Annotated in this window: 16 protein-coding genes; 5 read left to right on the top strand and 11 right to left on the bottom strand. The window is 63.6% G+C overall.

What is annotated here, in order from left to right:
- A complete protein-coding gene (locus tag O9Z63_RS01430; RefSeq protein WP_270127483.1) occupies positions 1–1,956 on the top strand; it encodes a DUF3857 domain-containing protein in 1,956 nt (651 codons plus the stop codon).
- 359 nt (positions 1,957–2,315) lie between these two features.
- The gene (locus tag O9Z63_RS01425; protein ID WP_270127482.1) at positions 2,316–5,849 is read left to right on the top strand and encodes a reprolysin-like metallopeptidase; all 3,534 of its coding nucleotides are present in this window, start codon (positions 2,316–2,318) and stop codon (positions 5,847–5,849) included.
- A gap of 231 nt (positions 5,850–6,080) precedes the next feature.
- Here O9Z63_RS01425 and O9Z63_RS01420 read toward each other — a convergent pair whose 3' ends face one another.
- The 3 genes from O9Z63_RS01420 to O9Z63_RS01410 all read right to left on the bottom strand — a co-directional run bounded on the left by O9Z63_RS01420 (position 6,081) and on the right by O9Z63_RS01410 (position 11,746).
- Entirely contained in the window at positions 6,081–8,156 is a 2,076-nt protein-coding gene (locus tag O9Z63_RS01420) for a ComEA family DNA-binding protein (protein ID WP_270127481.1), read from the bottom strand.
- A 176-nt stretch (positions 8,157–8,332) separates the two neighbouring features.
- Positions 8,333–9,202, bottom strand: coding sequence for a PorV/PorQ family protein (locus tag O9Z63_RS01415; protein ID WP_270127480.1), 870 nt, complete (start codon positions 9,200–9,202; stop codon positions 8,333–8,335).
- Positions 9,203–9,436: 234 nt separating this feature from the next.
- The gene (locus O9Z63_RS01410) at positions 9,437–11,746 is read right to left on the bottom strand and encodes a S46 family peptidase (protein ID WP_270127479.1); all 2,310 of its coding nucleotides are present in this window, start codon (positions 11,744–11,746) and stop codon (positions 9,437–9,439) included.
- 137 nt (positions 11,747–11,883) lie between these two features.
- Here O9Z63_RS01410 and yidD point away from each other — a divergent pair, with 137 nt between their 5' ends.
- Both yidD and O9Z63_RS01400 read left to right on the top strand, forming a co-directional pair.
- Complete coding sequence (gene yidD / locus O9Z63_RS01405; protein WP_270127478.1) at positions 11,884–12,105, top strand: membrane protein insertion efficiency factor YidD; 222 nt, start codon at positions 11,884–11,886, stop codon at positions 12,103–12,105.
- A 303-nt stretch (positions 12,106–12,408) separates the two neighbouring features.
- Positions 12,409–13,347 carry an SdiA-regulated/phytase-like domain-containing protein gene (locus tag O9Z63_RS01400; RefSeq protein ID WP_270127476.1) on the top strand — a complete coding sequence of 313 codons (939 nt, stop codon included), beginning with the start codon at positions 12,409–12,411 and terminating at the stop codon, positions 13,345–13,347.
- 76 nt (positions 13,348–13,423) lie between these two features.
- On the opposite strand, the gene lgt is transcribed toward O9Z63_RS01400, so the two are convergent.
- From lgt to O9Z63_RS01360, 8 genes are all read right to left on the bottom strand, one after another.
- Positions 13,424–14,320 (bottom strand): prolipoprotein diacylglyceryl transferase, encoded by an 897-nt coding sequence (gene lgt / locus O9Z63_RS01395; RefSeq protein ID WP_071884483.1) that lies wholly within the window; start codon positions 14,318–14,320, stop codon positions 13,424–13,426.
- Between the two features lie 93 nt (positions 14,321–14,413).
- A complete protein-coding gene (locus O9Z63_RS01390) occupies positions 14,414–14,653 on the bottom strand; it encodes a hypothetical protein (RefSeq protein WP_270127475.1) in 240 nt (79 codons plus the stop codon).
- Positions 14,646–15,272: an RNA polymerase sigma factor gene (locus O9Z63_RS01385; protein ID WP_270127474.1), complete on the bottom strand. Its 627-nt coding sequence runs from the start codon at positions 15,270–15,272 to the stop codon at positions 14,646–14,648. The genes O9Z63_RS01390 and O9Z63_RS01385 overlap by 8 nt, the downstream gene beginning before the upstream one ends.
- Before the next feature lie 323 nt (positions 15,273–15,595).
- Positions 15,596–17,530, bottom strand: coding sequence for an NAD(+) synthase (gene nadE / locus O9Z63_RS01380; protein WP_270127473.1), 1,935 nt, complete (start codon positions 17,528–17,530; stop codon positions 15,596–15,598).
- Positions 17,531–17,682: 152 nt separating this feature from the next.
- Positions 17,683–18,054 (bottom strand): hypothetical protein, encoded by a 372-nt coding sequence (locus tag O9Z63_RS01375; protein ID WP_270127472.1) that lies wholly within the window; start codon positions 18,052–18,054, stop codon positions 17,683–17,685.
- 11 nt (positions 18,055–18,065) lie between these two features.
- Positions 18,066–18,803, bottom strand: a complete 738-nt coding sequence (gene rnc / locus O9Z63_RS01370; protein WP_052381180.1) for a ribonuclease III — start codon at positions 18,801–18,803, stop codon at positions 18,066–18,068.
- Positions 18,804–18,808: 5 nt separating this feature from the next.
- Positions 18,809–20,059, bottom strand: coding sequence for a beta-ketoacyl-ACP synthase II (fabF, locus tag O9Z63_RS01365; protein WP_270127471.1), 1,251 nt, complete (start codon positions 20,057–20,059; stop codon positions 18,809–18,811).
- A 189-nt stretch (positions 20,060–20,248) separates the two neighbouring features.
- Positions 20,249–20,485: an acyl carrier protein gene (locus O9Z63_RS01360; protein WP_019948606.1), complete on the bottom strand. Its 237-nt coding sequence runs from the start codon at positions 20,483–20,485 to the stop codon at positions 20,249–20,251.
- Between the two features lie 161 nt (positions 20,486–20,646).
- On the opposite strand from O9Z63_RS01360, the gene O9Z63_RS01355 reads away from it, so the two are divergent.
- A complete protein-coding gene (locus tag O9Z63_RS01355) occupies positions 20,647–21,075 on the top strand; it encodes an IPExxxVDY family protein (RefSeq protein WP_270127470.1) in 429 nt (142 codons plus the stop codon).
- Positions 21,076–21,148: the final 73 nt, after the last annotated feature.

Raw genomic sequence — 21,148 nt, 5'->3', positions numbered from 1 at the left:
ATGCTACACTTCCCGCGCACTGCCGGCCGCCTGAGTTTGCTGCTGGCGGCCTGCCTGCCTGGCTCCGTGGCGCTGGCCGGCACACCCGCCAGCTACCCCGTAGCCGATATTGCGGCCCCGCTCCGCGAAAACGCCCACGCCGTGGTGCGTCGCTCCGACGAAACGCTGGTGGTGAAATCGGCGGGGCGCACCGTGGAAACCGTGCGCCGGGCCGTCACCATCTTCGACGAGGCCGGGGCCGACTACGCCCGCAAGCTGGTGTACTACGACCAGCTCAACACGGTCAGCTACCTGCGCGGCACGGCTTACGCCGCCGACGGCCGCGTGCTGCGCACGCTGAAAAGCTCGGAAATCAAGGACATTTCGCTGTCCGACGGCTTCAGCCTGGCCAACGACGGCCGGGGACGCCTCGCCGACCTGCGCCAGCCGGTGTACCCGTACACGGTGGAGTTTGAGTACGAAATCAACTCCACCAACACCCTCTTCTACTCCACCTGGAAGCCCCAGCCCGACGAGCAGCTGGCCGTGGAGCACGCCACGTTCCGGGTGCTGATGCCAGCCGGCCTGGCGCTGCGCTACCAGGAGCGCGCCCTGCCCGCCGGCACGGCGGCCGTGAAAACCCCAACGGCCGACGCCGGGCAGGCCTACGAGTGGCAGGTGCACAACCTGGCCGCCGTGGAAGCCGAGCCCGACGGGCCGCCCGTGAGCGAAACCGCCCCCGCCGTGTACACCGCCCCCACCCAGTTTGAGGTGCAGGGCCACCTGGGCACGCTTACCTCGTGGCAGACCCTGGGCCTCTGGAACTACCAGCTCAATGCCGGCCGCGACGAGCTGCCGCCCGCCGTGCAGGCCAAAGTGCAGGCCCTGCTGCAGGGCGAAACCGACGAGCGGGCCCGCATCCGGAAAGTGTATGAGTGGCTGCAGGCCAACACGCGCTACATTTCGGTGCAGCTGGGCATTGGCGGCTGGCAGACCTTTCCGGCCAGCAGCGTAGCCGCCAATGGCTACGGCGACTGCAAGGCCCTGACCAACTACTGCCAGGCCCTGCTGAAAACCGCGGGCATCACGGCCTACCCGGCTTTGGTGCGCGCCAACGAGGAAGACATCCGCACGGAGTTTCCCAGCCAGCAGTTCAACCACGTGGTGTTGTGCGTGCCGCTGAACAAGGCCGCCAAGCCCGACACCGTGTGGCTGGAGTGCACCAGCCAGACCAACCCGTTCGGCTACATGAGCAGCTTCACCGGCAACCGCCACGCGCTGCTCGTGACGCCCCAGGGTGGCCGGCTGGTGCGCACGCCCCAGTACTTGGCTGCCGACAACCGCCGCGAGCGGCTGGCCGACGTGTACCTGGATGCGCAGGGCAGCGCCACGGCCAGTGTCCGGACCCGGCTTTCGGGCCTGGAGCAGGACGCCTACGAGGGGCTGGCCTCCTCCCAGAACCTAGCCGATCAGAAGAAGGCCGTAGCCGAGCATCTGCCGCTGGCCAACTTCAGCATCAGCAAGCTCAGCTACCAGCCCGACCACCGGCAGCCGGTGCCGGTGCTCACCGAAAACCTGGGCCTGACGCTGCCGGGCTGGGCCTCGGTGTCGGGCAAGCGGGCGTTTCTGACGCCCAACCTGCTCAGCCGCTGGAGCGCGCTGCCGGCGGCCGCGGGCGAGCGGCGCACGGCCGTCTGGCTCGACAACGCCTTCAGCTACGCCGATACCGTCCGGATTCACGTGCCCGCCGGCTTCAAGCCCGAAAGCCTGCCGGCCCAGGTGCAGCTGACGACAGCTTTTGGCACCTATTCCAGCCAGGTGCAGGCCCAGCCCGATGGCACGCTGCTGTACGTGCGGCGCCTGCTCATGCCCCGCACCCGCTTTGCCCGCGAAGAATATCCGGCCTACCAGGAATTCCGCCGCCGCATCAGCCAAGCTGACAAGGCACAGGTGGTGCTGGTGAAAACCGAAGCCTGACCCTGCAAGCTGCTCCTCCCTGCCCAAGGCCCGCCGGAACTGCTTCCGGCGGGCCTTCTGCATTAGGCGGCCAGGCTATACCCGAAGCCAGCCTGGCACATCCCTCTATATCTGTGCCGGTTACGCCCGCCCCGCGCTGCGTGGGCACCGGCTATTGGGTGGAAGCTACCTTCAGGTAAAATACCCTTCTAAACGCATTACACCTTCAGCAAAACCAGTACCTTAGGGCACCAGACTCTTGTTGACTTCCTTTTTTTTCAACCCATTCTTCTATGTTACCAAGCTTTACTCTGCCAAGAAATACATGGCGTCCGGCGCTGCTGGGCGGCCTGCTGCTAGCGGCGACCGGGCTGCCGCACATGGCCTCCGCCCAACGCGTGCTGTGGGCCGATGCCACCGGCGCCCAGCCGGCCGCCCGCTCTGCCACGCAGGCCCTGCGCCAGTACCGGGCCGTTACGGTGCAGCTGCCGGCCATGCGCGATGCCCTGGCCACCGCCCCCCGCGAGGCCGGCTCCGGCGCGCGCAACTCCGGCACCGTGGTGTCGCTGCCGCTGCCGGATGGCACCTCGCAGCGCTTTCGCATCGTGCAGGTGCCTGTGATGCTGCCCGAGCTGGCCGCTAAATACCCGCAGATCCGCACCTACGAAGCCCAGGGCATCGACGATCCGGCGGCCACGGCCCGCCTGGACGTGTCGCCGGCCGGCTTCCACGCCATGATTATGAGCGGCAGCCGGACGGTGTTCATCGACCCCGCGGAAACCGGCAGCAACACCCACCTGGTGTTCGACCGCACGGCCATGAACAAGGACAACGTGCGCTTTGAGTGCCTCACGCCGGGCGCCAGCAGCGCGGCCGGCACGGTGTTGGCGCCGCCGCTGCGCGTGGCCGTGCCCAACGGCGCCACGCTGCGCACCTACCGCCTGGCCGTGTCCTGCACCGGCGAATACGCGGTAGCCGTGTGCGCTCCGGCCGCCCCCACCACGGCCCTGACGCTGTCGAAGATGGTGACGTCGGTGAACCGCGTGAGCGGGGTGTATGAGAAGGAAGTAGCCGCCCGCCTGGTGCTGGTGCCCAAGAATGACACCCTGGTGTTCCTCGACGGCACCACCGACCCGTTCACTAACAGCTCGTCCACGACGCTGCTGACAGAAAACCAGACGGTAGTGACGGCCCGCATCGGCCAGGCTAACTACGACATCGGCCACATCTTCGCCACCGGCGACGGGGGCGTGGCCCAGCTGCGCAGCCTGTGCGCCACCACCGGCAAGGCCCGCGGCATGACCGGCCGGCCCGCACCGTTCGGGGATGCTTTCGACATCGACTACGTGGCCCACGAAATCGGCCACCAGTTTGGCGGCAACCACACCTTCAACGGTACGGTAGGCTCCTGCGCCGGCGGCAACCGCTCGGCTAACGCGGCCTACGAGCCTGGCTCCGGCACCACCATCATGGCCTATGCCGGCATCTGCGGCACCGACAACACGCAGCCCAACTCCGACCCGTATTTCCATTCCTACAGCTTCGATGAGCTGGTAGCGCACATGACCAACGGCGGCAACTGCGGCGTGAACACCGCTACCGGCAACAACGCCCCCGTGGTGAATGCCGGCGCCAACTACGCCATTCCGCTCAGCACCCCGTTTGAGCTGACCGGCTCAGCCACCGACGCCAACAGCGACCCACTTACCTACTGCTGGGAACAGTTCAACCTCGGCCCCGGCGGCGCGCCTAACTCGCCCACCGGCAACGCGCCGATTTTCCGCGTTTTCTCGCCCGTAACTTCGCCTACGCGCACTTTCCCGGCTACGCTCACGCCGGCCGGCACCCCCGGTGCTTTGCTGACCAACGTGCAGGTGCGGGGCGAAATTCTGCCCTCGTATGCCCGCAAGCTCATCTTCCGCCTCGTAGCCCGCGACAACCGCGTAGGCGGGGGCGGGGTTGACTACGACTCGATGAACGTGGCTGTAATCGGCACGGCTGGTCCGTTCCTGGTGACGCTGCCAAACACGTCGGCAGCCTCGTGGCAGGCCGGCGCGCCGCAGCAGGTAGCCTGGGACGTGGCCAACACCACGGCCGCGCCCATCAACGCCGCCAACGTAGACGTGCTGCTCTCCACCGACGGCGGCCGCACGTTCCCGACGGTGCTGCAAGCCAACACCCCGAACGATGGCTACACCGTGGTAACGGTGCCGACCTCGGTAGCAGCCACCACCACGGCCCGCATCAAGGTGAAAGCCGCTGGCAACGTATTCTTCGACCTGTCCAACCAGGATTTCACCATCACCAACTCGGGTCAGCCCACGTTCTTCCTAGCGCCTACGGCCGCTCAGATTCCGGCCATCTGCCCCGGCGCTGGCTTCTCGTTCCCGCTGGCTATCGGCCAGATTCAGTCGTTCAGCGGCGCGGTAGCCCTGTCGGCTGCCAACCTGCCCGCCGGTGTTACGGTTTCCTACGACAACAACGCCCCAGCCGCCGGTACCACCGTGCAGGCGACCGTGAACGTGGCAGCCGGCACCGCCGGTGGCAACTACACCATCTCGCTGACGGGTGTGAGCGGCAGCATCACCCAGACGCAGCAGTTCACCTTCACGGTGCTGCCAAGCGCCACGGCCACGGCCGTACCAGTTAGCCCGGTTAGCGCTCAGCGCGTAGGCCCCCGCCCCCGCCTGACCTGGAACGCCGTGCCCAATGCCACCACCTACGAGGTGCAGGTAGCCACCGACGCCGCTTTCAGCAACGTACTGCTCACGCAGGCCAACATTGCCGCCACCAACTTCACGGTAGCCACGCTGCCCCTGACCACGGGCACCACCTATTTCTGGCGGGTGCGGGGCGTGAGCCCCTGCAGCACGGCTCCGTATTCGGCCGCGGCTTCGTTCCTGGTAGGCTCCGTAACCTGCGCGCCGATTGCCGCCACGCAGGTTCCCGTGAGCATTCCGTTCGGCACGACGCCTACGGTGACGTCGACCATAAACGTGCAGAACGCCGAGCGCGTGGGCAACATCCGTATCCGCAACCTGGCCATCACCCACCCCAACGTGGGTGAACTGACCATTTCGCTGACCAACCCCGCTGGCCGGACGGTAGTGCTGCTGGCCAACGTATGCCCCGGCACCGCCGACCTGAACGTGAACCTGAGCGACGATGCGGCCACGGCCGTGACCTGCCCACTGGCCAGCGGCGCCACGGTGCGCCCAGCCAACTCGTTTGCCCCGCTGCTCAACGACCCCGCCAACGGCAACTGGACGCTGACTATCTCGGACAACAACGCCAGCAACGGCGGCCAGCTGACCGGCTGGAGCCTAGAGCTGTGCACGCTGGCTGAGCTGCCGGCTGCTCCTTCTACTCTGCTCACGCTGCTCAACGGCGTGACCAACAACCGCGCAAACGTGAACCTAGTGTGGGCCGACAACTCCAACAACGAAACCGGCTTCCAGATTGAGCGCACCGGCGCCAACAACAACACGTTCGCGCTGCTGACCACCGTGGCCCCCAACACCACGTTCTTCGCCGACCAGATTGCTGGCGCTAACGGTACCTACTGCTACCGCATTCGGGCCATCAATACTACCGGCAACTCGGTATACACCAACGAAAGCTGCGTGAATATCACGACGCTCTCCAGCCAGAACGCGGCCCTGCTGCGCGGCGTGGAGGTGTTCCCGAACCCGAGCACCGGCCAGTTCCAGGTGAGCGTCGACAATGCCCAGCGCGGCCTCGTTACGCTGCGCGTGACGGATGCCGTAGGCCGCACCGTAAGCAGCATTGCCCTCAACAAAGGCGGCGCTCCGCTCAAGCACTCCCTCGACCTGAGCAAGCTCAGCACCGGTGTCTACCAGCTCCACCTCGACATGCCGGAAGGCACCGCCGTGGTGCGCCTGCTGAAACAGTAGTCGGCACCGAGTATCAACGCATAAAAAAGGCGGCTCCCGATTCGGGGGCCGCCTTTTTTATGTGTTGGCACGAGTAAGTCTAGGCTACCTGAAAACCTTGCGCACGTCATGCCTCATCTGGCGTCCGCTTGTCGAAGCATCTCTACTGCTTCGTTGTGTTGGCATTAATTAGCCAGAGGTAGAGATGCTTCGGCAAGCTCAGCATGACGTTCTAAATAGATTGTACAAGCCTCAAAACCGATACCGTGCCTGAGCTTTGAACTCGGTGCGGCGAGGGCCCTGGATTTCTTCGAGGCCGGAGCCGACGGTGGTTTGGTGGCGGTAGTGGGTTTCGGCCAGGCGCAGCCAGAGCGTGAGCTGACGGGTGCAGCTGATTTCGGCAATGCCGTAGACGCGGGTGCCCTGCCCCGAAAGGGCCGGCACCGAAAACGCGTAGAGTACGTCCTGCTCGAACACGTACTGGCGCGTGTCGTAGCTGTCGGTGTCGAAGAGGGCGTAGCGGGCGGTGAGGCGCAGGCGGCGGCCTACTGCCACTGAGGCGTCCTGGGCCAGCACGTAGCCGCGCTGCCAGGGGCTGGCGTCGGTGGCGCGGTAGCGGCTGCCCTGCACGCGGGTGCGCAAGCCCAGCGTGGGCGTGGGGTTGGCGTCGTAGTAGAGCAACACGCTGTGGCGGGTGGTGGGCTCGGGCTGCGGGATGGGTTGGTCGGAGGACGGGTTGTAGGCTTTCTGGCGGGTGCGCAGCTGGGCATAGAGCAGGCTGGTTTTGGTGGGCGCGTACGTGATGCGCGTCAGCCAGTCGTGGCCGCGTGAGGGGGCGCCTACGTCGTATTTCAGCCACGGAAACCAGAACTGGTCGTAGTACGCAGACACTTCCCAGCGCGCCACCGGCCGCACCTTCAGCCCCAGGTACAGGCCGCTTTCGTTGATGTTGCGGGTGTTTTCGCTGAGGGCGTTGCCGTAGAGCGTGTGGAAGTCGCGGGTGTAGTGGCGCACCAGCGCCGACACGTCGACGGTGGGCGCGAGGCTGGCCAGCAGACCGTTCACGGTACCCCAGCCGCCGCTGCTGCTGCGGGCTGTTTCGCCGAACACCAGCACGTTGCCGCGCACGTAGGTGTAGTGCGCGCCCAGCGCCAGGTTGTGCGTACCGCGAAACTCGTACTGGTTGTACAGCTCGGGGCGGCGCTGAATGGCTTTGTCGAAATGGGTGTCGACGGCGGTGAGGCCGGCGGCGAGGTGGCCGCTGCGGCTGGTGTAGCTGAGGTTGCCGCCGGCCACGGTTTCGCGCAGCGTCTGGCGGTTAGCCCGCTCCGACGGCGTGCGGTGGAAGCCCGTCAGCAGAAACCCCGACGAAAACTCGTCGAACTCGGCCAACGAGTCAGCCGCAAGCTGCACGTTGGCATCCACCCGCTTCCTCGACACGAAGGCCGTGGCCCGCACCGTGGGCGTGACTTCCACGGTAGCGGCTGCGCCCCTGAAAAACGTGCTTTCCAGAATGGAAGAGTACGGCCGCACCCCAATGGAGCTGCGCCGCAGCGTGGTGATGGTTTCGGCGCCCTTACCCACCTGCAGCCCCGACGACAGCAGCAGCCCCTGCCCAAACTGCAGCTGGTAGTCGCCGACAGCCAGGGTTTTCAGCTTGCCCCGCTCCTGCACCACAAAGTGCGCCGACAGAAAATCGGCGCCGTACTGGCGGCCCTTGGGGTTCCAGGCGAGCTGCTCGCCGGCGTCCTTTTCAGCCGTTACGCCCAAACTGAAATCCTTGGCGTGGCTGACGCGGTAGCGTAGCAGCAGCTTGTCGGGCGAGCCGAGGTAGCGCGTGGGGCCGCGGCCGAGGCTGTCGAGCGGGGCGGCGGTGTAGCCGGTGCGGGTTTGCAGCACCCGCTCGTAGCGCAGAAACAGGGCGTTGTTGTCTTCCTTGAACACGCGCTGCCACAGCGGGCCGCGCAGGCCGTTGGTGCCGCCGGCGGTTTGCACCGTCACGAAGGGCGCGGCCCGGTAGATGGTGCGCAAATCGAAGCCGGGCACGGCCTGCAGCTCGTAGAGGCTCAGCAGCGGCCCTCGCTGCTGGCGGTACGTGAGCAGCTGGCTGATCTGGTTTTCGGAGAGCAGCAGCAGGCCGCGCAGGTCTTCGCGAGTGGCGGTGTTGAGGCTGATTGGGGTCTGGTAGTACTGCAGCAGCGTTTCGTAGAGGTCCTCGGAGGGCACCTGGTCGCTCTGGATTTCGGCAAACAGCTCCTGCGTCAACCGGTCGAGGTCGGGCGTGGGGCGCACGTATTCCTGGGCCTGCGCCGTGCCAGCTGCCAGCATCAGGGCCGTCAGGATAGCCTTGCAGCACCATTTTTTCGGGTAGCGCGAAGCTTTTGCTTCGTGCCTAGTTGAACCGTAGGCTGCTGAATCGTTTAGCGGTACGCGAAGCAAAGGCGTCGCGCTACACTCGCTCGACAGTTCGCCCGACTGTGATACGAAAGTGCTCCAACCAGACCTCATGGCTGCTTGGCGTTGAAGCTCAGCCCAATGCTCAGGTGCTGGCTGAGGCCCAGGGCCGCGTGCCAGGCAGCGGCGTAGTCGATCTGCAGCGCGCCGGCGCGGAAGCCCAGGCCGCCGGTAGTTTCCTCGGTGAGCGTGCGCAGGCCGGCCCGCAGCGCCAAGGCGTCAATCACGCGGTATTCCACGCCGGCCTTAAAGTCGGCCGACTGCTCCACTTCCTTTTCGGTTTCAATGTTGAGCATCACCTTGGCCGTGGGCCGGTACGAGAGGCCGGCCTTGAGCACGGTGGGCACCCGCTCCTGCTGGTATTCGGCCAGCTTGGCTTGGTTGAGGTTGTAGAGGTAGGCGCCAAACACCAGCCGCTTGGGCACCAGCTCGGCCTGCCCGCCCAACGATACGGCCACCGCCCGCCGGCTACCCAGCCCCTCAATACTCAGCTGCAGCAGATCCACCCGCGCCCCGATGCTGACGAGGCCGCCGCGGTAGCCGTAGCCGGCCCCGATGCGCTGCTCGCTGTAGAGCTTGCCGCCGAAGCGCTGCACCTCCACGCCCACCACGCCGCGGCGGGCCAGCCCGTTTTCCACCTTGCCCAGCGGCGCGGCCACGGCCAGCGCCACGGTGTTGAGGGCGCTGAGCAGGTAGCGGTTTTCGGCGTACACGGCCGCCGTGGGGGCGCTGAGCTGGCCCAGGCCGGCAGCGTTATTGCCCACGGCCCACACGTCGTTCAGCGTGACGGAGGCATGGCCGAGGGCGGCGGCGCGGGCTCCGCGCACGCCGGGGCCGCTGCCCTGCGCGTGGGTGATGAATCCGGTTAGCAATAAGACACTCAGAATCGGGTAGCATTTTGCCATAAAGTGCTTTTTCATCTTTTACAAGTGATGAAAATTACCGGAAAGCCAGCAACTCTACAACTATTCATAGCGCACAGCCAATATTTATTTCCTATGAGAAATCCAGCCCCGCCAGACGCAAAAACGCCCCGGCGCCAACACGGCACCGGGGCGTTTTTGGGTGTCATTCCGACCACCGTGGAAAGTCCGCAGCAAGCCTAGTGGCGGGCTTGCGCAGATTCCGCGCTTCACTCGGAACGGTAGGCAGGACTACATGCCGGCGGCAGTGGTTTCCTTGCCTTTCTTCTTCTTGACTTTGGTTTTCTGGCCGTCGTCGGTTTTCACTTTCATCTTTTCCACGTCGCCCAGGCCGTTGCTTACCGAGGCGGTGGCGGCGCCCACGCCGGGGTTGGGACCGTTGTTGACGATGGTCATTTCATCGACGATGTGCTTGGCGTTGCCGAGCTTCTCGATGCACCAGAGCACGTAGCGGATGTCGGCGTTGATGCAGCGTTTCAGCTCCGGGTCGTAGGCCAGGTCACCGGTCATGGCTTCCCAGTTGCCGTCGAAGGCCAGCCCAATCAGCTCGCCGCGGCCGTTAATAACCGGCGAGCCGGAGTTGCCGCCTGTGATGTCGTTGTCGGTGATGAAGGCCACGGGCAGGTTGCCGTCCTTGTCGGCGAAGCGGCCGTAGTCTTTCTGCTTCAGCAGCTCCAGCTCTTTCTGGGGCACCACAAACTCGGGGTTAGAGGCGTCTTCCTTCTCCAGAATGCCCTGGGCCGTGGTTTTGTAGTCGTAGCGCACGGCGTCGCGGCCTTTGTAGGGGCGCACGGTGCCGTAGCTGAGCCGGATGGTGGAGTTGGCATCGGGCGAGTACACTTTCTGGCTGTTCTTCTCGCGCAGGGCGGCCACGTAGAGGCGGTTGGCGCGGGTGAGGCCGCTTTGCAGGGCCTGCATCTTGGGCAGAATGTTCTGGGTGTAGTTCAGGTACACCGAGTTGAAGGTCTTGAAGCCGGGGTCAGCTTCCAGCTTGGCCAGCGTGGGCGCGGCCAGGAAGGCCTTCACCTTGGCTTCCGAGGTCAGGAAGGAGTTGGCAAACACGTAGTCGGCGTACTTCTGCATCGAGCCGCCATACTGCTTCTGCACGGTCTGGAACACGTCGGGCAGCTGGGCGGCGGGCACGTCCTTCATGTAGAGGCTCATCAGCGCGGCAAACACTTTTTTGTCGGTGCTGGCGCTGTAGTCCTTGAAATACTCGGCCACGGGCTCCTGCAGGTCGGCGGTGGCTTTGCTGAGGGCGGCTTTGTCGGTGGGCGTGGTTTTCAGGGTCATGTAGAGCGGCATCATGCGCGAAGCCAGCGTGATGATTTCGGTGCCGAAAGCGGCTTCGTTCACGTACTGGCTGCTCAGGTTGTACTCCCGCAGGCCGGCGTAGGCCTGGTTGATGCTGGGGAGGGCCTCGCCGTACTGCTGCTGGCGGGCGGGGTCCTGGCTGATCCACTGAGCCAGGGCGGCTTCTTCAGCCTTCTTGGCGTCCACGGTTTTCAGGCGGTTCATGCCTTCATTCTGGCCGATGAAGTACTTCCAGTAGTTGGCGATGTTGGCGTACTTGGAAGCATACTGTAGGCGCAGCGTGGGGTTCACGTCCATGTCTTCCTTCCACAGCTTGAGGCGCGTGTCGCGCAGCTTGATGCGGGCGGGGTTGCTCTGGTCCAGGGTCATCTGCAGGCCGGCGGCGGGCAGGAAGCGCTGGGTGCGGCCGGGAAAGCCAAACACCATGGCGAAGTCGCCTTCGCTGATGCCCTGCAGGCTTACGGGCAGGTGCTTCTTGGGCACGTAGGGCACGTTGTCGGCGCTGGGGCCGGCGGTGGGCTTATTGTTTTTGTCGGCGTAGACGCGGAACATCGAGAAGTCGCCGGTGTGGCGGGGCCACATCCAGTTGTCGGTGTCGCCGCCGAACTTGCCCACGGCTTCCGGCGGGGCGCCCACCAAGCGCACGTCACCGAAGCGCTGGTATACGAACAGGTAGTACTCGTTGCCGCCGAACATGTCGCGCACGTAAGCCACGTACTGGCCGTTTTCCTTGGCCGCGTCGGCCATTTCCTTCTGGCGCTTCTGGATGGTGGCCATGCGCTCCTGCTCGGGCGTGGCGGCCGTGAGGCCTTCCAGCACTTTGCCGGTCACGTCTTCCATGCGCACCAGAATGTCCACGAACAGGCCGGGGTTGGTCTTCTCTTCGGCTTTGGTAGCGGCGAAGAAGCCGTTCTGCAGGATGTTGTTCTGGGGCGTGCTGTGGGTCTGGATGGCGTCGTAGCCGCAGTGGTGGTTGGTGAGCAGCAAACCCTGGCTGCTGACGAACTCGCCGGTGCAGAAGCCGCCGAGCTGCACCACGGCATCCTTGAGGCTGGCGTTGTTGACGTCGTAGATTTCTTCGGCCGTGAGCTTGAGGCCTTTTTTCTGCATGTCGGCCTGGTTGAGCCGCTTCACGAAGAGCGGCAGCCACATGCCTTCGTCGGCGCGGGCCGTGAAGGGCAGCAGCAGCGTCAGCAGCAGGGCCTTGGCCCAGTGATTGGTGCGCATAAAACTGTGGGGAATGGGGGAAGGAAGGAATAAGGCGCCGGGCGCGTGCACCGGCCTTCAAACTTACAAAAAGGCGCTGCAACGCGCCGCCCGCCGGGCCCGGGATTTATTCCACGGGGTTTGCGGTTCTTTGCGCTATGTCTGCTGTTTTCCGCAAGCTGCTGCTGGGTTTGCTCTGGGTGTACCGCCACCTGATTTCGCCGCTCACGCCGGCCAGCTGCCGCTACACGCCCACCTGCTCGGCCTATGCCGTGCAGGCCATCGAAAAGCACGGCCCCTGGCACGGCGGCCGGCTGGCGCTGCGCCGCATCGCCCGCTGCCACCCCTGGGGCGGCCACGGCCACGACCCGGTTCCTTGATGGTGGAATGGTGGAGTGGTGGGTTGGTGGAATTGTTATGGCGAGCAGCGCGAAGCAATTCTTCCTCTTACTTTGGAACAAACAGGCCTAAGCAGACAGCTCTCTACTATTGCCGGGCTGTTTCGTTACTGGCGGGCTTATGGGCCAAGGGTGCTTTGCACTTCGTACAATGACCAACCCATCACTCCACCGCCCCATCAACCCGCCACCCCCACCACTCCACCACTTTTTCCGTATACACTGTGTTTGCGCTGCCTGGGCTCTGCGAGTCAGGCAGCTTTTTTTCATCTCCGCTGCTCTTCCATGTCTAGAATATTCCTGCTTACCCTCGGCCTGGCCACCCTGCTCACCAGTGCGTGCTCACAGGCGCAAAACGAAGTTTCCAACGATCTGACCGCTACTTCCGACACCAACGACCGGGGTGGCGACGACCAGAAGTCGGGCAAAAAAGGCAAGAAGGGGAAGAAGGATAAAAAGGGTAACGATGCCAGCGCGCCGCTGGGCGTGCTACAGCCGGTAGGCGAGCTGCAGGGCGGCATTCCGGAAAGCTCGGGCCTGGCCCACGGCGGCCGGCCCGGCACGTTCTACACCCACGGCGACGCGGGCACCTCGCCCACACTCTACCTCATCAACGAGAAAGGCGAAAAGCTGGGCGAGCGGGAGCTGCCCGTGACCAACATCGACTGGGAAAGCCTGGCCGACGACGGCAAAGGCACCGTGTTCATCACCGATGCCGGCAACAACAACAACACCCGCCGCGACCTGGCCATCTACCGCGTCGATCCGCAGAACCCCAACAGCGTGGGTAAAATCAGCTTCCGCTACCCCGACCAGACAGCCTTCCCGCCCGCCAAGGATGAGCGCAACTTCGACTGCGAAGCCTCGCTCTGGAACGCCGGCAAGGTGTACCTGTTCACGAAAGACCGCGCTAACCAAACCACCAGCAAAGTCTACAGCGTGTCGGACCAGCCCGGCTCGCACGTGGCTGAGCTGCTGACCAAGCTCAGCATTGCCGGCGAGGTAACCGGCGCCGACCTCAGCCCCGACGGCCGCCACCTGGCGCTGCTGGGCCGCGAAGAGCTGTACCTGCTGGAAGGCTCCGACCTGAGCAGCGCCCTGAAAGCCACCCCTAAAACCGTGTCGCTGAAAGGCGCCGGCCAGACCGAGGGTCTGCTGTTCCTCGATAACGGCACGCTGCTCATCAGCACCGAACAGGGCGCGCTCTACCGCTACAAGCTGTAAGCCCCCGCACAGTATCAGCCACAAAAAAGCCCCTCCGCCAGTCTGGCGAAGGGGCTTTTTTGTGCTAGGCCGAAGGCTATACTTTGAGGGCCTTCGGATCGGGGGTTGCGTCGGTTTCCAGGTCACGCGGGGCGTAGCCGTAGGGGTTTTTGGGGTCTTTGCCGGCACGCAGCAACACCCACAGCCCCACCAGAATCAGGGGCAAGCTCAGCAGCTGGCCCATGTTCAGCGGCAGCCGGTCTTCGAAGGCTTCCTGGTTTTCCTTCAGGAACTCCACCAGCACCCGGAACGAGAACAGCAGCACCACAAACAGACCAAACAGCTGCCCGCGCGGCGTGCGCTCCTTGGTGCGGTTCCACATGAAGTAGAGCAGTACCAGCAGCACGATGCAGAACAGCGCCTCGTAGATCTGGGTGGGGTGGCGCAGCTCAAACGGAATGTTGCTGTTGCCGCCGTGGATTTCGTTGTAGCGCGCAAACTTGAACGCCCACGGCACGTCCGTGACGCGGCCGATGATTTCCGAGTTCATCAGGTTGCCGAGGCGGATCATGCAGCCACCCAGCGCCACCACAATCACAATCCGGTCGAGCACCCAGAGGTAGTCGAACTTGTTGTTACGGGCAAACAGGTAGGTGGCCAGCAGGATGCCCAGCGTGGCGCCATGGCTGGCCAGGCCACCTTCCCAGATCTTGAAAATCTCCAGAAAATGCTCGCTGGTGAGGTAATAAGCAGGGTCATAGAACAGCACGTGGCCCAGCCGCGCCCCCAGAATGGTGCCCACCAGCATGTAGATGGTGATGACATCCACCCAGCGCGGCGACACCCGCTCGGATTTGTAGATGTGCGACAAAATGAACGTGCCGAACACGAAGCCCGACATGAACAGCAGCCCGTACCAACGCAGCGTGAGCGGGCCGATGTGCGCCAGAATCGGGTCGGCGGTCCAAGTGATGTAGGAGAGAAAGGAAAGCATGGTTACGAAATATAGAAGGGACTCAAAGGTACTCAGACATTCCACTTGCCGCTTTGCCAGCTCCTCCGGCGGCAACTCGTGGGCCGGCGGCCGCTAGCGCAGCAGGGCGCCGTCGCCGCTCAGCAGCAGCAGCAAGCCCAGCATCACGGCGTAGCTAGGCCAGCGCAGCCAGGCGGGCAGCAGCTGGCGCTCCGCGGCGGCTTCGGCCACCAGCCGGGCCCGCACGCGGCTGTAAAAAAACGGCCGGGGCTGGGCAGTGGGCTGGGTGCGCCACTGGCGCAGCAGGTTTTCCCATTCGTCGTCGGCTGTGGGCCGGGAGGCAGGATCAGTCATGGCGCAGAGAAAGATGGATACGAAGGGTTTTGCGGGCCCGGAACAGCAGGGATTCCACGGCCGGCACGGTGGTGTCGAGCACCGCCGCTATTTCCTCGTAGCTCAACTCCTGCTCGTGGCGCAGCGTGAAGGCCACCTGCTGCTGGCCGGGCAGCCGGGCAATGTGCGCCAACAGCAACGCCAGCTGCTGCTGGCCTTCCAGTTGGGCCTGCGGGTGCGCATGGTCGGGCGGCTCGTGCAGCACCTGGTTGTCGAAACCCAGCAGACTGGTGAAGTAGGCGAAGCGCTTCCGGGCGCGGGCCCGCTGCCGGTGCTTGAACGCCCGCGAAGTAGCCAGCCGGTACAGCCAGGTGCTCAGCGCCGCCTCGCCCCGAAACCGCCCGATGGTCTGGTACACCTCCACAAACACCTCCTGCGCCACGTCCTCGGCCTCTTCCGCCGACTGCAGCAGCGCCAGCACCGTGCGGTAGATGCGGTTCTGGTAGCGTTCCACCAGCGTCCGGAACGCCGCCTCGCTGCCCTGCTGCAGCTGTGCTACCAACTCGTCATCGGGCGAGACGGCAGCGCCGGGCGCGGGCGGCACAACGCCGGAAGCAGCAGGCAGCGGAAGGGTATACACCAGGGAGGCAGGAATTGAGAGATGAAAACGACACCTGCCCGGCACCCGGCCTTTGCCGACGCCTGCTGAGGATACAACTGCTTAGGCCCCATCAGCACGCAAAACTTGCGCACAGGCCCAGCAATATTATTCAACAGCTTGTCTGACAGTTGATAATATATTGAAACCCAGCAACCCGTCGGCACTTGCAGATATAAATCCGGAATCCTCGTGCAACCGCAACTGGCCGGAGGTGGCAGCCGCGCCGCGCTGACGACGACTGGCCCGACGGCTGAAAGAGCCGCCGGACCGGAGCCACAGCGCAGCCAGTCGCCGCCCGGCCCCTACAGCGCGTTCAGTTCCTCAGTGTAGCCGCCGCTCAGGATGGGGAAGCGCAGCCAGGAGCGCGGGTCTACGTTATAGTCGTCGAGGTGGAAGCTGGGGGCGTACCGCTCGCGCTTCCATTGGTTGCGGCTCCAGAGGCTGTAGAAGCGCTTCACGCAGGTTTTCAGCTGCTCGGGGTCGGCGGCGGGATCTTCGTGGCGCAGGGTGGCCAGTACCTGCCGGGGGGCCAGCCGGTCGTAGAAGGCCAGCCGCTCGATGCGGTTGAGCAGCACGTAGGGCATCAGGTCGCGCTCGTCGGTTTGCTTGTCTTCGAGGGGGCGCAACTCGGCGGTGGGCTGCAGGCTGTTCACGTGGCGCAACGCCGGGTAGTTCAGCTCGGTTTCAGCCCAGCGCAACCACTTTTTCACAAAGTCCTTATCCACGCCCGCAATCGGCGAGATGCTACCGGCCGTGTCGCCGTCCATGGTGCAGTAGCCCACGCTGGCCTCCGAGCGGTTGGAGGTGGTGATGAGCAGGCAGTTCTGCACGTTGGCCAGCAGCCAGATGGCCGGGGCCCGCACCCGCGCCTGAATGTTCTGCAACGCCAGGTCGTCGGTCTTCCAGGTCAGGTCGCGGCCCAGCGCGTGCTCGATCTTGCCCACGTAGCCGCTCACCTCCGCATCAATTTCCCAGTTATGAAACACGGCCCCGATAGACTCTGCCAGTTCTTTGGCAGAGTTGAACGTGTCGTCGGAGGAGTTGACGGTGCCCTGATAGGCACAGGTCAGCAAACGGCGCGTGATTTCGTTGTTTGCTTTTCGTTGTTCGTTGTTGGTCGGACTCAGCGAGGCGTCGTTGGGGCCCGGCGCATCCTCGTCAGCTACGGCCGTTACGGGGCCGGCCAGCTGGGCTATTTCTTCGCCGGTAAAGCAGCCGGCGCGGCGCATGAATTCAGCGGTGCCCAGCTCGGCGGTGCCCAGGCGCACCATTTCGGCTACGGCTACAGCGCACAGGCAGGAGTCGGCGCCGCCGCTAAGGCTCAGCACGAAGCCCCGGCTGCGGGCCTTGCGCAGGTAGTCAAACAAAGCCAGGCTCAGGGCCTGGTTCAGCTCCCGGTATTCGTCGGGCGCGGGCAGCGGCACTATTTCGGCGGCAGGCTCCAGCGGCGTGCTGAAATCCACGTCCACGTACTCCATGTCCACTTCCTTGAAGCTCATGAGCTGGTTGCGCAGCAGCAGGTGGCCGTGGCGGGCCACCAGAATCTCGCCGTCGTAGGTGATGCGGCCGGCCTCGTTGCCGAGCAGGTTGGCGTAGAGGTAGGTGCAATTGAACGTGCGCGAGGCCTCCGTCACGAGATGGTAGCGCACGTCCGTCTTACTCATGGCGAAGTGGCTGGCCGACGGATTCACAATTAAATCCACGCGGCCCATCAGGCGGCAGGCGGGCCGAACGTCGTTGGGCCGCCACGCATCCTCGCAGATTTCAAACCCGAACTTCACGCCCTGGTGCTCAAACGTCATATCGCCCAGCGTCCACTCCTCCCCTTCCCACTGCACCGTGGTGGTTTCGCCGGCCGGCCAGGGCGCAAAGAAGCGCGGCTCGTAGTGCACGCCGTCGTTGGCCAGAAACTGCTTGGCCGCAAAGCCCAGAATCTGGCCGTCGCGCAGCACGGCGGCCGTGTTGTAGGTGCGCTGGTTGAGCCGGATGGGCAGCCCCACCACCACGCAGATACCGTCCGTCCAAGGCCGGATCTGCTGCAGGTGGGCCAGCGCGGCCTCGGGCAGCCACTCGCTCAGAAACAGGTCTTCGCAGCCGTAGCCGGTGAGGCACAGCTCCGGCAGACACAGCAGCTCCACGCCAGCCGCCTTGGCCTGCGCTATGGCCTCGCAGATGGTGCGCAGGTTGTGGGTCCAGTCAAACGGTATCTGGTTGAGGGCGGCGCCGGCTATTCGCATGGGAGGGGTCGGTAGGTTTCTGCAAAACAACTCTATTTCCCCGGATTGGGTTGTCCACTGCATCCTCTGCGCAAACACTGCGGCCTCTGCGGGCTCCGTCGTTGGTACGATGGTAGCCCGCAGAGGCCGCAGAAATTTCACCCAAAATGCGTCTAAGGAATGCTTTTGACTGCCTTATCCTGAAAGACCAGAGTTCCTATGCAATCGGCGTAGAAAGCCTGTCCGTTTTCGTTGGTAAACAGCCCTTCCACCTCAATCAGCTCCACGCTGTCACGGTGGCCGTATTCGCGTTTGCTGTTTATCAAGTAGCATGACGCGGCAGCCTCCGCAGCAGTCAATTGCCCTTTCAGCACTCGTTCGACTTTCCAGATACAGCGAAACTCGTCGCAGTCCTCATTGCTGGAACGCAGAACCACCACTACCGGCTTCTCCACCCGGCGCCATTCTTTGTACAGGTAAAACAGAGCAACGCAGCCAAGAACACCCAACAGGCATAAGGCAAGCAGGCGCAGCCATCGTTGCATGACGGCCTTTCCTATACGCCCAGCGCTGCCAGCGCCCGTTCGGCAGCCAGCTGCTCGGCCTGCTTTTTGGAAAGCCCCATGCCGGTAGCCACCACTTCGTCGTCAAGCACCACGGAGGCCGTGAATTCCATGACGCCGCCGGGGCGGGCCTCGCCGTTGAGGTCGTAGCGGATGGCTTTGCCGTTGCGCTGGGCCCACTCAATGAGCTTGCTCTTGAAGTTGGCCGTTGTTTCGGTGAGAGATTTCACGTCCACGTAGGGTTTTACGAGGCGGCTGAGCACGAATTTGCGGGCCGCCTTATAGCCCTGGTCGAGGTACACGGCGCCCACCAGCGCCTCTAGGGCGTTGCCGTTCACGGAGCGCGAACGGGCGGCGCGGCCCTGGCCGGGGTCCAACTGTACCAGCTTGTCGAGGCCCAGCTTGAGGGCCAGGCCGTTGAGGCTTTCCCGGTTCACGATGCGGCTGCGCATCTCGGTCAGGAAGCCTTCCTGCTCGTACGGAAACTTGCGAAACAGGTACTCGGCCACCACTGTGCCCAGCACGGCGTCGCCGAGAAACTCCAGCCGCTCGTTGCTTTGGTGGCGCCCGGTGGTAGGCTGCTGCTTCACCACCGACGAATGGGTAAAGGCCAAATGGTAAAGCCGCACGTTTTGAGGCGTGCGGCCGGTTACCGTGGCAATGGCCTGGCGGAAGGCCTTATCGTGGCCCAGCATCCGCCGAAAAAACCCGAACAAGGGTAAGCCACTCATGGCTGCTACTCTTCGAACTTACGGAACACCACCGACGTGTTGTGCCCGCCAAAGCCGAAGGTGTTGCTCATGGCCACCTTCACCTCGCGCGGCTGGGCCTCATTGAACGTGAAGTTCAGCTTGGGGTCCAGTTCGGGGTCGTCGGTGAAGTGGTTGATGGTGGGGGGCACGATGCCGTGCTGAATGGCCAGAATGCTGGCCACGGCCTCAATACCGCCCGCGCCGCCCAGCAGGTGGCCGGTCATGCTCTTGGTGGAGCTGATGTTGAGCTTGTAGGCGTGCTCGCCAAAGACCTTCTGAATGGCCTTCACCTCGGCACCGTCGCCGAGGGGCGTGCTGGTGCCGTGGGTGTTGATGTAATCCACCTCTTCGGGCTGAATGCCAGCGTCGCGCAGGGCGTTCTGCATCACCAGCACCACGCCTTCGCCCGTAGGGTCGGGGGCCGTGATGTGGTAGGCATCCGACGACAGACCGCCACCGATGATTTCGGCGTAGATCTTGGCGCCGCGGGCCTGGGCGTGCTCGTACGCTTCCAGAATCAGGGCGCCGGCGCCTTCACCCAGCACGAAACCGTCCCGGTCCTTGTCATAAGGGCGCGAGCCGGTAGCGGCATCGTCGTTCCGCTCGCTCATGGCCTTGAGGGCATTGAAGCCCCCTACGCCCGCCTCCGTAATGGCTGCTTCCGAGCCGCCCGTCACCACCACGTCGGCCATGCCGAGGCGGATGTAGTTGTAGGCCGCCACAATAGCATCCGACGACGAGGCGCAGGCCGACGTCGTTACGAAGTTGGGGCCGCGGAAGCCGTTTTTGATGGAAATGTTGCCCGACGAGCTGTCGGCAATCATTTTAGGGATGAAGAAGGGGTTGTAGCGCGGCGTTCCGTCGCCTTTGGCGAAGTTGAAACACTCGTCCTGGAAGGTTTTCAGCCCCCCAATGCCCGAGCCCCAGATTACGCCTACCCGATCCTTGTTTACTCCTTCGAGCAAGCCGGCATCTTTAATGGCTTCGTCGCTGGCGATGACGGCAAATTGCGTGAACAGGTCCATTTTCCGACCTTCCTTGGTGGGGAAGTAGTCATCCGGACTGTAGTTCTTCACTTCGCAGGCGAAGCGGGTCTTGAACTTGCTGGCGTCGAAGCGGGTGATGGGCGCGGCACCGCTGATGCCTTGGCGCAGCCCTTCCCAGTAAGCAGGAACGGTGCTACCCAGCGGCGTGATGGCGCCCAGGCCAGTAACGACAACTCTCCGAAAAGCCATAGGCGGGGCAGAGATTACGAAAAAGGGGGAAAGCAAAACGGCCGGCGGCAGGCCGGCCGGAATGCACAAAAAACCGAAAGAAGTAGTGAGTATCGAGCAGTTAGTATGTAGTTATCCGGCGTGCCGGGCTGCCCCAAAGGCAGGCATCACCAACTAAATACGCCATACTATATACTCACTACTGCTTAATTACTTAGCGTGCTCTTCGAGGTAGCTGATAGCCTGGCCCACGGTGCCGATGTTTTCGGCCTGGTCGTCTGGGATAGACACGTTGAATTCTTTTTCAAACTCCATGATCAGCTCCACCGTGTCGAGCGAGTCGGCACCCAGGTCGTTGGTGAAAGAGGCCTCGGGGGTTACTTCCGACGCTTCTACGCCCAGTTTGTCGATGATGATGGCTTTTACTTTTTCTGCAATTTCAGACATTTCCGTGGGGGTTTAGAGAAAACTCGCCACAAATAACATCATCTTCCCTAACATTTTCAAACCTGCCCCCCGATTCTTCCCGGCACAAGATTCTGGCCAGGGTGGTTCGTTTCGGATAAGGGGATGTGTACTTTTGCGCATCACCGCTTCGGCACCTGTCTATGAAAACCCTCACGCTGGACGTAGAATATGAGTGTGACTTCGACTTGTTCGGGGTAGTCTCGTCGAGCCGGGAGCACACGCTGGCCTGGCAGCTCAACCAGGCGCTGCGCCTGCGCCTGGTGAAGCAGCAGGACCTGATCTACGACCTGCTCCACCAGGGCCGGCTGGTCATCAGCAACTACCTGCACGCCACCGAGCACCTCACGCTGCGCCTGCTGCGCAACCGCTCCATCGACCCCTCGGTGCTGAAAAAGCCGTTTCTGGCCCCCGATGTTAAGGAGTACGACTACCTGATTCAGGTGAACAACGGCAGCGGCCAGCTGGCAGCCGAGGCTCTGCTGGCCGAACTGACGACCCTGCCCGTGGTGCAGTACGCCTGCCAATTCGACCCGAATACCTTGAAGTTTAAAGAAAATCTGCTCTTTTGAGTTTTAATTTTTCGCCCGTCATGCAGAGCGGAGCGAAGCATCTCGCCAGTGTAGTAAGCCATTTACCATACTT

Origin of the sequence: Hymenobacter yonginensis, from assembly GCF_027625995.1 — a bacterium.
GTDB lineage: Bacteria > Bacteroidota > Bacteroidia > Cytophagales > Hymenobacteraceae > Hymenobacter > Hymenobacter yonginensis.
The sequence above is the reverse complement of the archived record's forward strand: the minus strand, read 5'-3'. Positions and strand labels throughout refer to the sequence as shown.

Excerpts from the sequence above, each read along its gene's own strand:
- O9Z63_RS01430 (WP_270127483.1), top strand. The coding sequence starts at position 1 with ATGCTACACTTCCCGCGCACTGCCGGCCGCCTGAGTTTGCTGCTGGCG.
- O9Z63_RS01425 (WP_270127482.1), top strand. The coding sequence starts at position 2,316 with ATGGCCTCCGCCCAACGCGTGCTGTGGGCCGATGCCACCGGCGCCCAG.
- O9Z63_RS01420 (WP_270127481.1), bottom strand. The coding sequence starts at position 8,156 with ATGCTGGCAGCTGGCACGGCGCAGGCCCAGGAATACGTGCGCCCCACG.
- O9Z63_RS01415 (WP_270127480.1), bottom strand. The coding sequence starts at position 9,202 with ATGAAAAAGCACTTTATGGCAAAATGCTACCCGATTCTGAGTGTCTTA.
- O9Z63_RS01410 (WP_270127479.1), bottom strand. The coding sequence starts at position 11,746 with ATGCGCACCAATCACTGGGCCAAGGCCCTGCTGCTGACGCTGCTGCTG.
- yidD (WP_270127478.1), top strand. The coding sequence starts at position 11,884 with ATGTCTGCTGTTTTCCGCAAGCTGCTGCTGGGTTTGCTCTGGGTGTAC.
- O9Z63_RS01400 (WP_270127476.1), top strand. The coding sequence starts at position 12,409 with ATGTCTAGAATATTCCTGCTTACCCTCGGCCTGGCCACCCTGCTCACC.
- lgt (WP_071884483.1), bottom strand. The coding sequence starts at position 14,320 with ATGCTTTCCTTTCTCTCCTACATCACTTGGACCGCCGACCCGATTCTG.
- O9Z63_RS01390 (WP_270127475.1), bottom strand. The coding sequence starts at position 14,653 with ATGACTGATCCTGCCTCCCGGCCCACAGCCGACGACGAATGGGAAAAC.
- nadE (WP_270127473.1), bottom strand. The coding sequence starts at position 17,530 with ATGCGAATAGCCGGCGCCGCCCTCAACCAGATACCGTTTGACTGGACC.
- O9Z63_RS01375 (WP_270127472.1), bottom strand. The coding sequence starts at position 18,054 with ATGCAACGATGGCTGCGCCTGCTTGCCTTATGCCTGTTGGGTGTTCTT.
- rnc (WP_052381180.1), bottom strand. The coding sequence starts at position 18,803 with ATGAGTGGCTTACCCTTGTTCGGGTTTTTTCGGCGGATGCTGGGCCAC.
- fabF (WP_270127471.1), bottom strand. The coding sequence starts at position 20,059 with ATGGCTTTTCGGAGAGTTGTCGTTACTGGCCTGGGCGCCATCACGCCG.
- O9Z63_RS01360 (WP_019948606.1), bottom strand. The coding sequence starts at position 20,485 with ATGTCTGAAATTGCAGAAAAAGTAAAAGCCATCATCATCGACAAACTG.
- O9Z63_RS01355 (WP_270127470.1), top strand. The coding sequence starts at position 20,647 with ATGAAAACCCTCACGCTGGACGTAGAATATGAGTGTGACTTCGACTTG.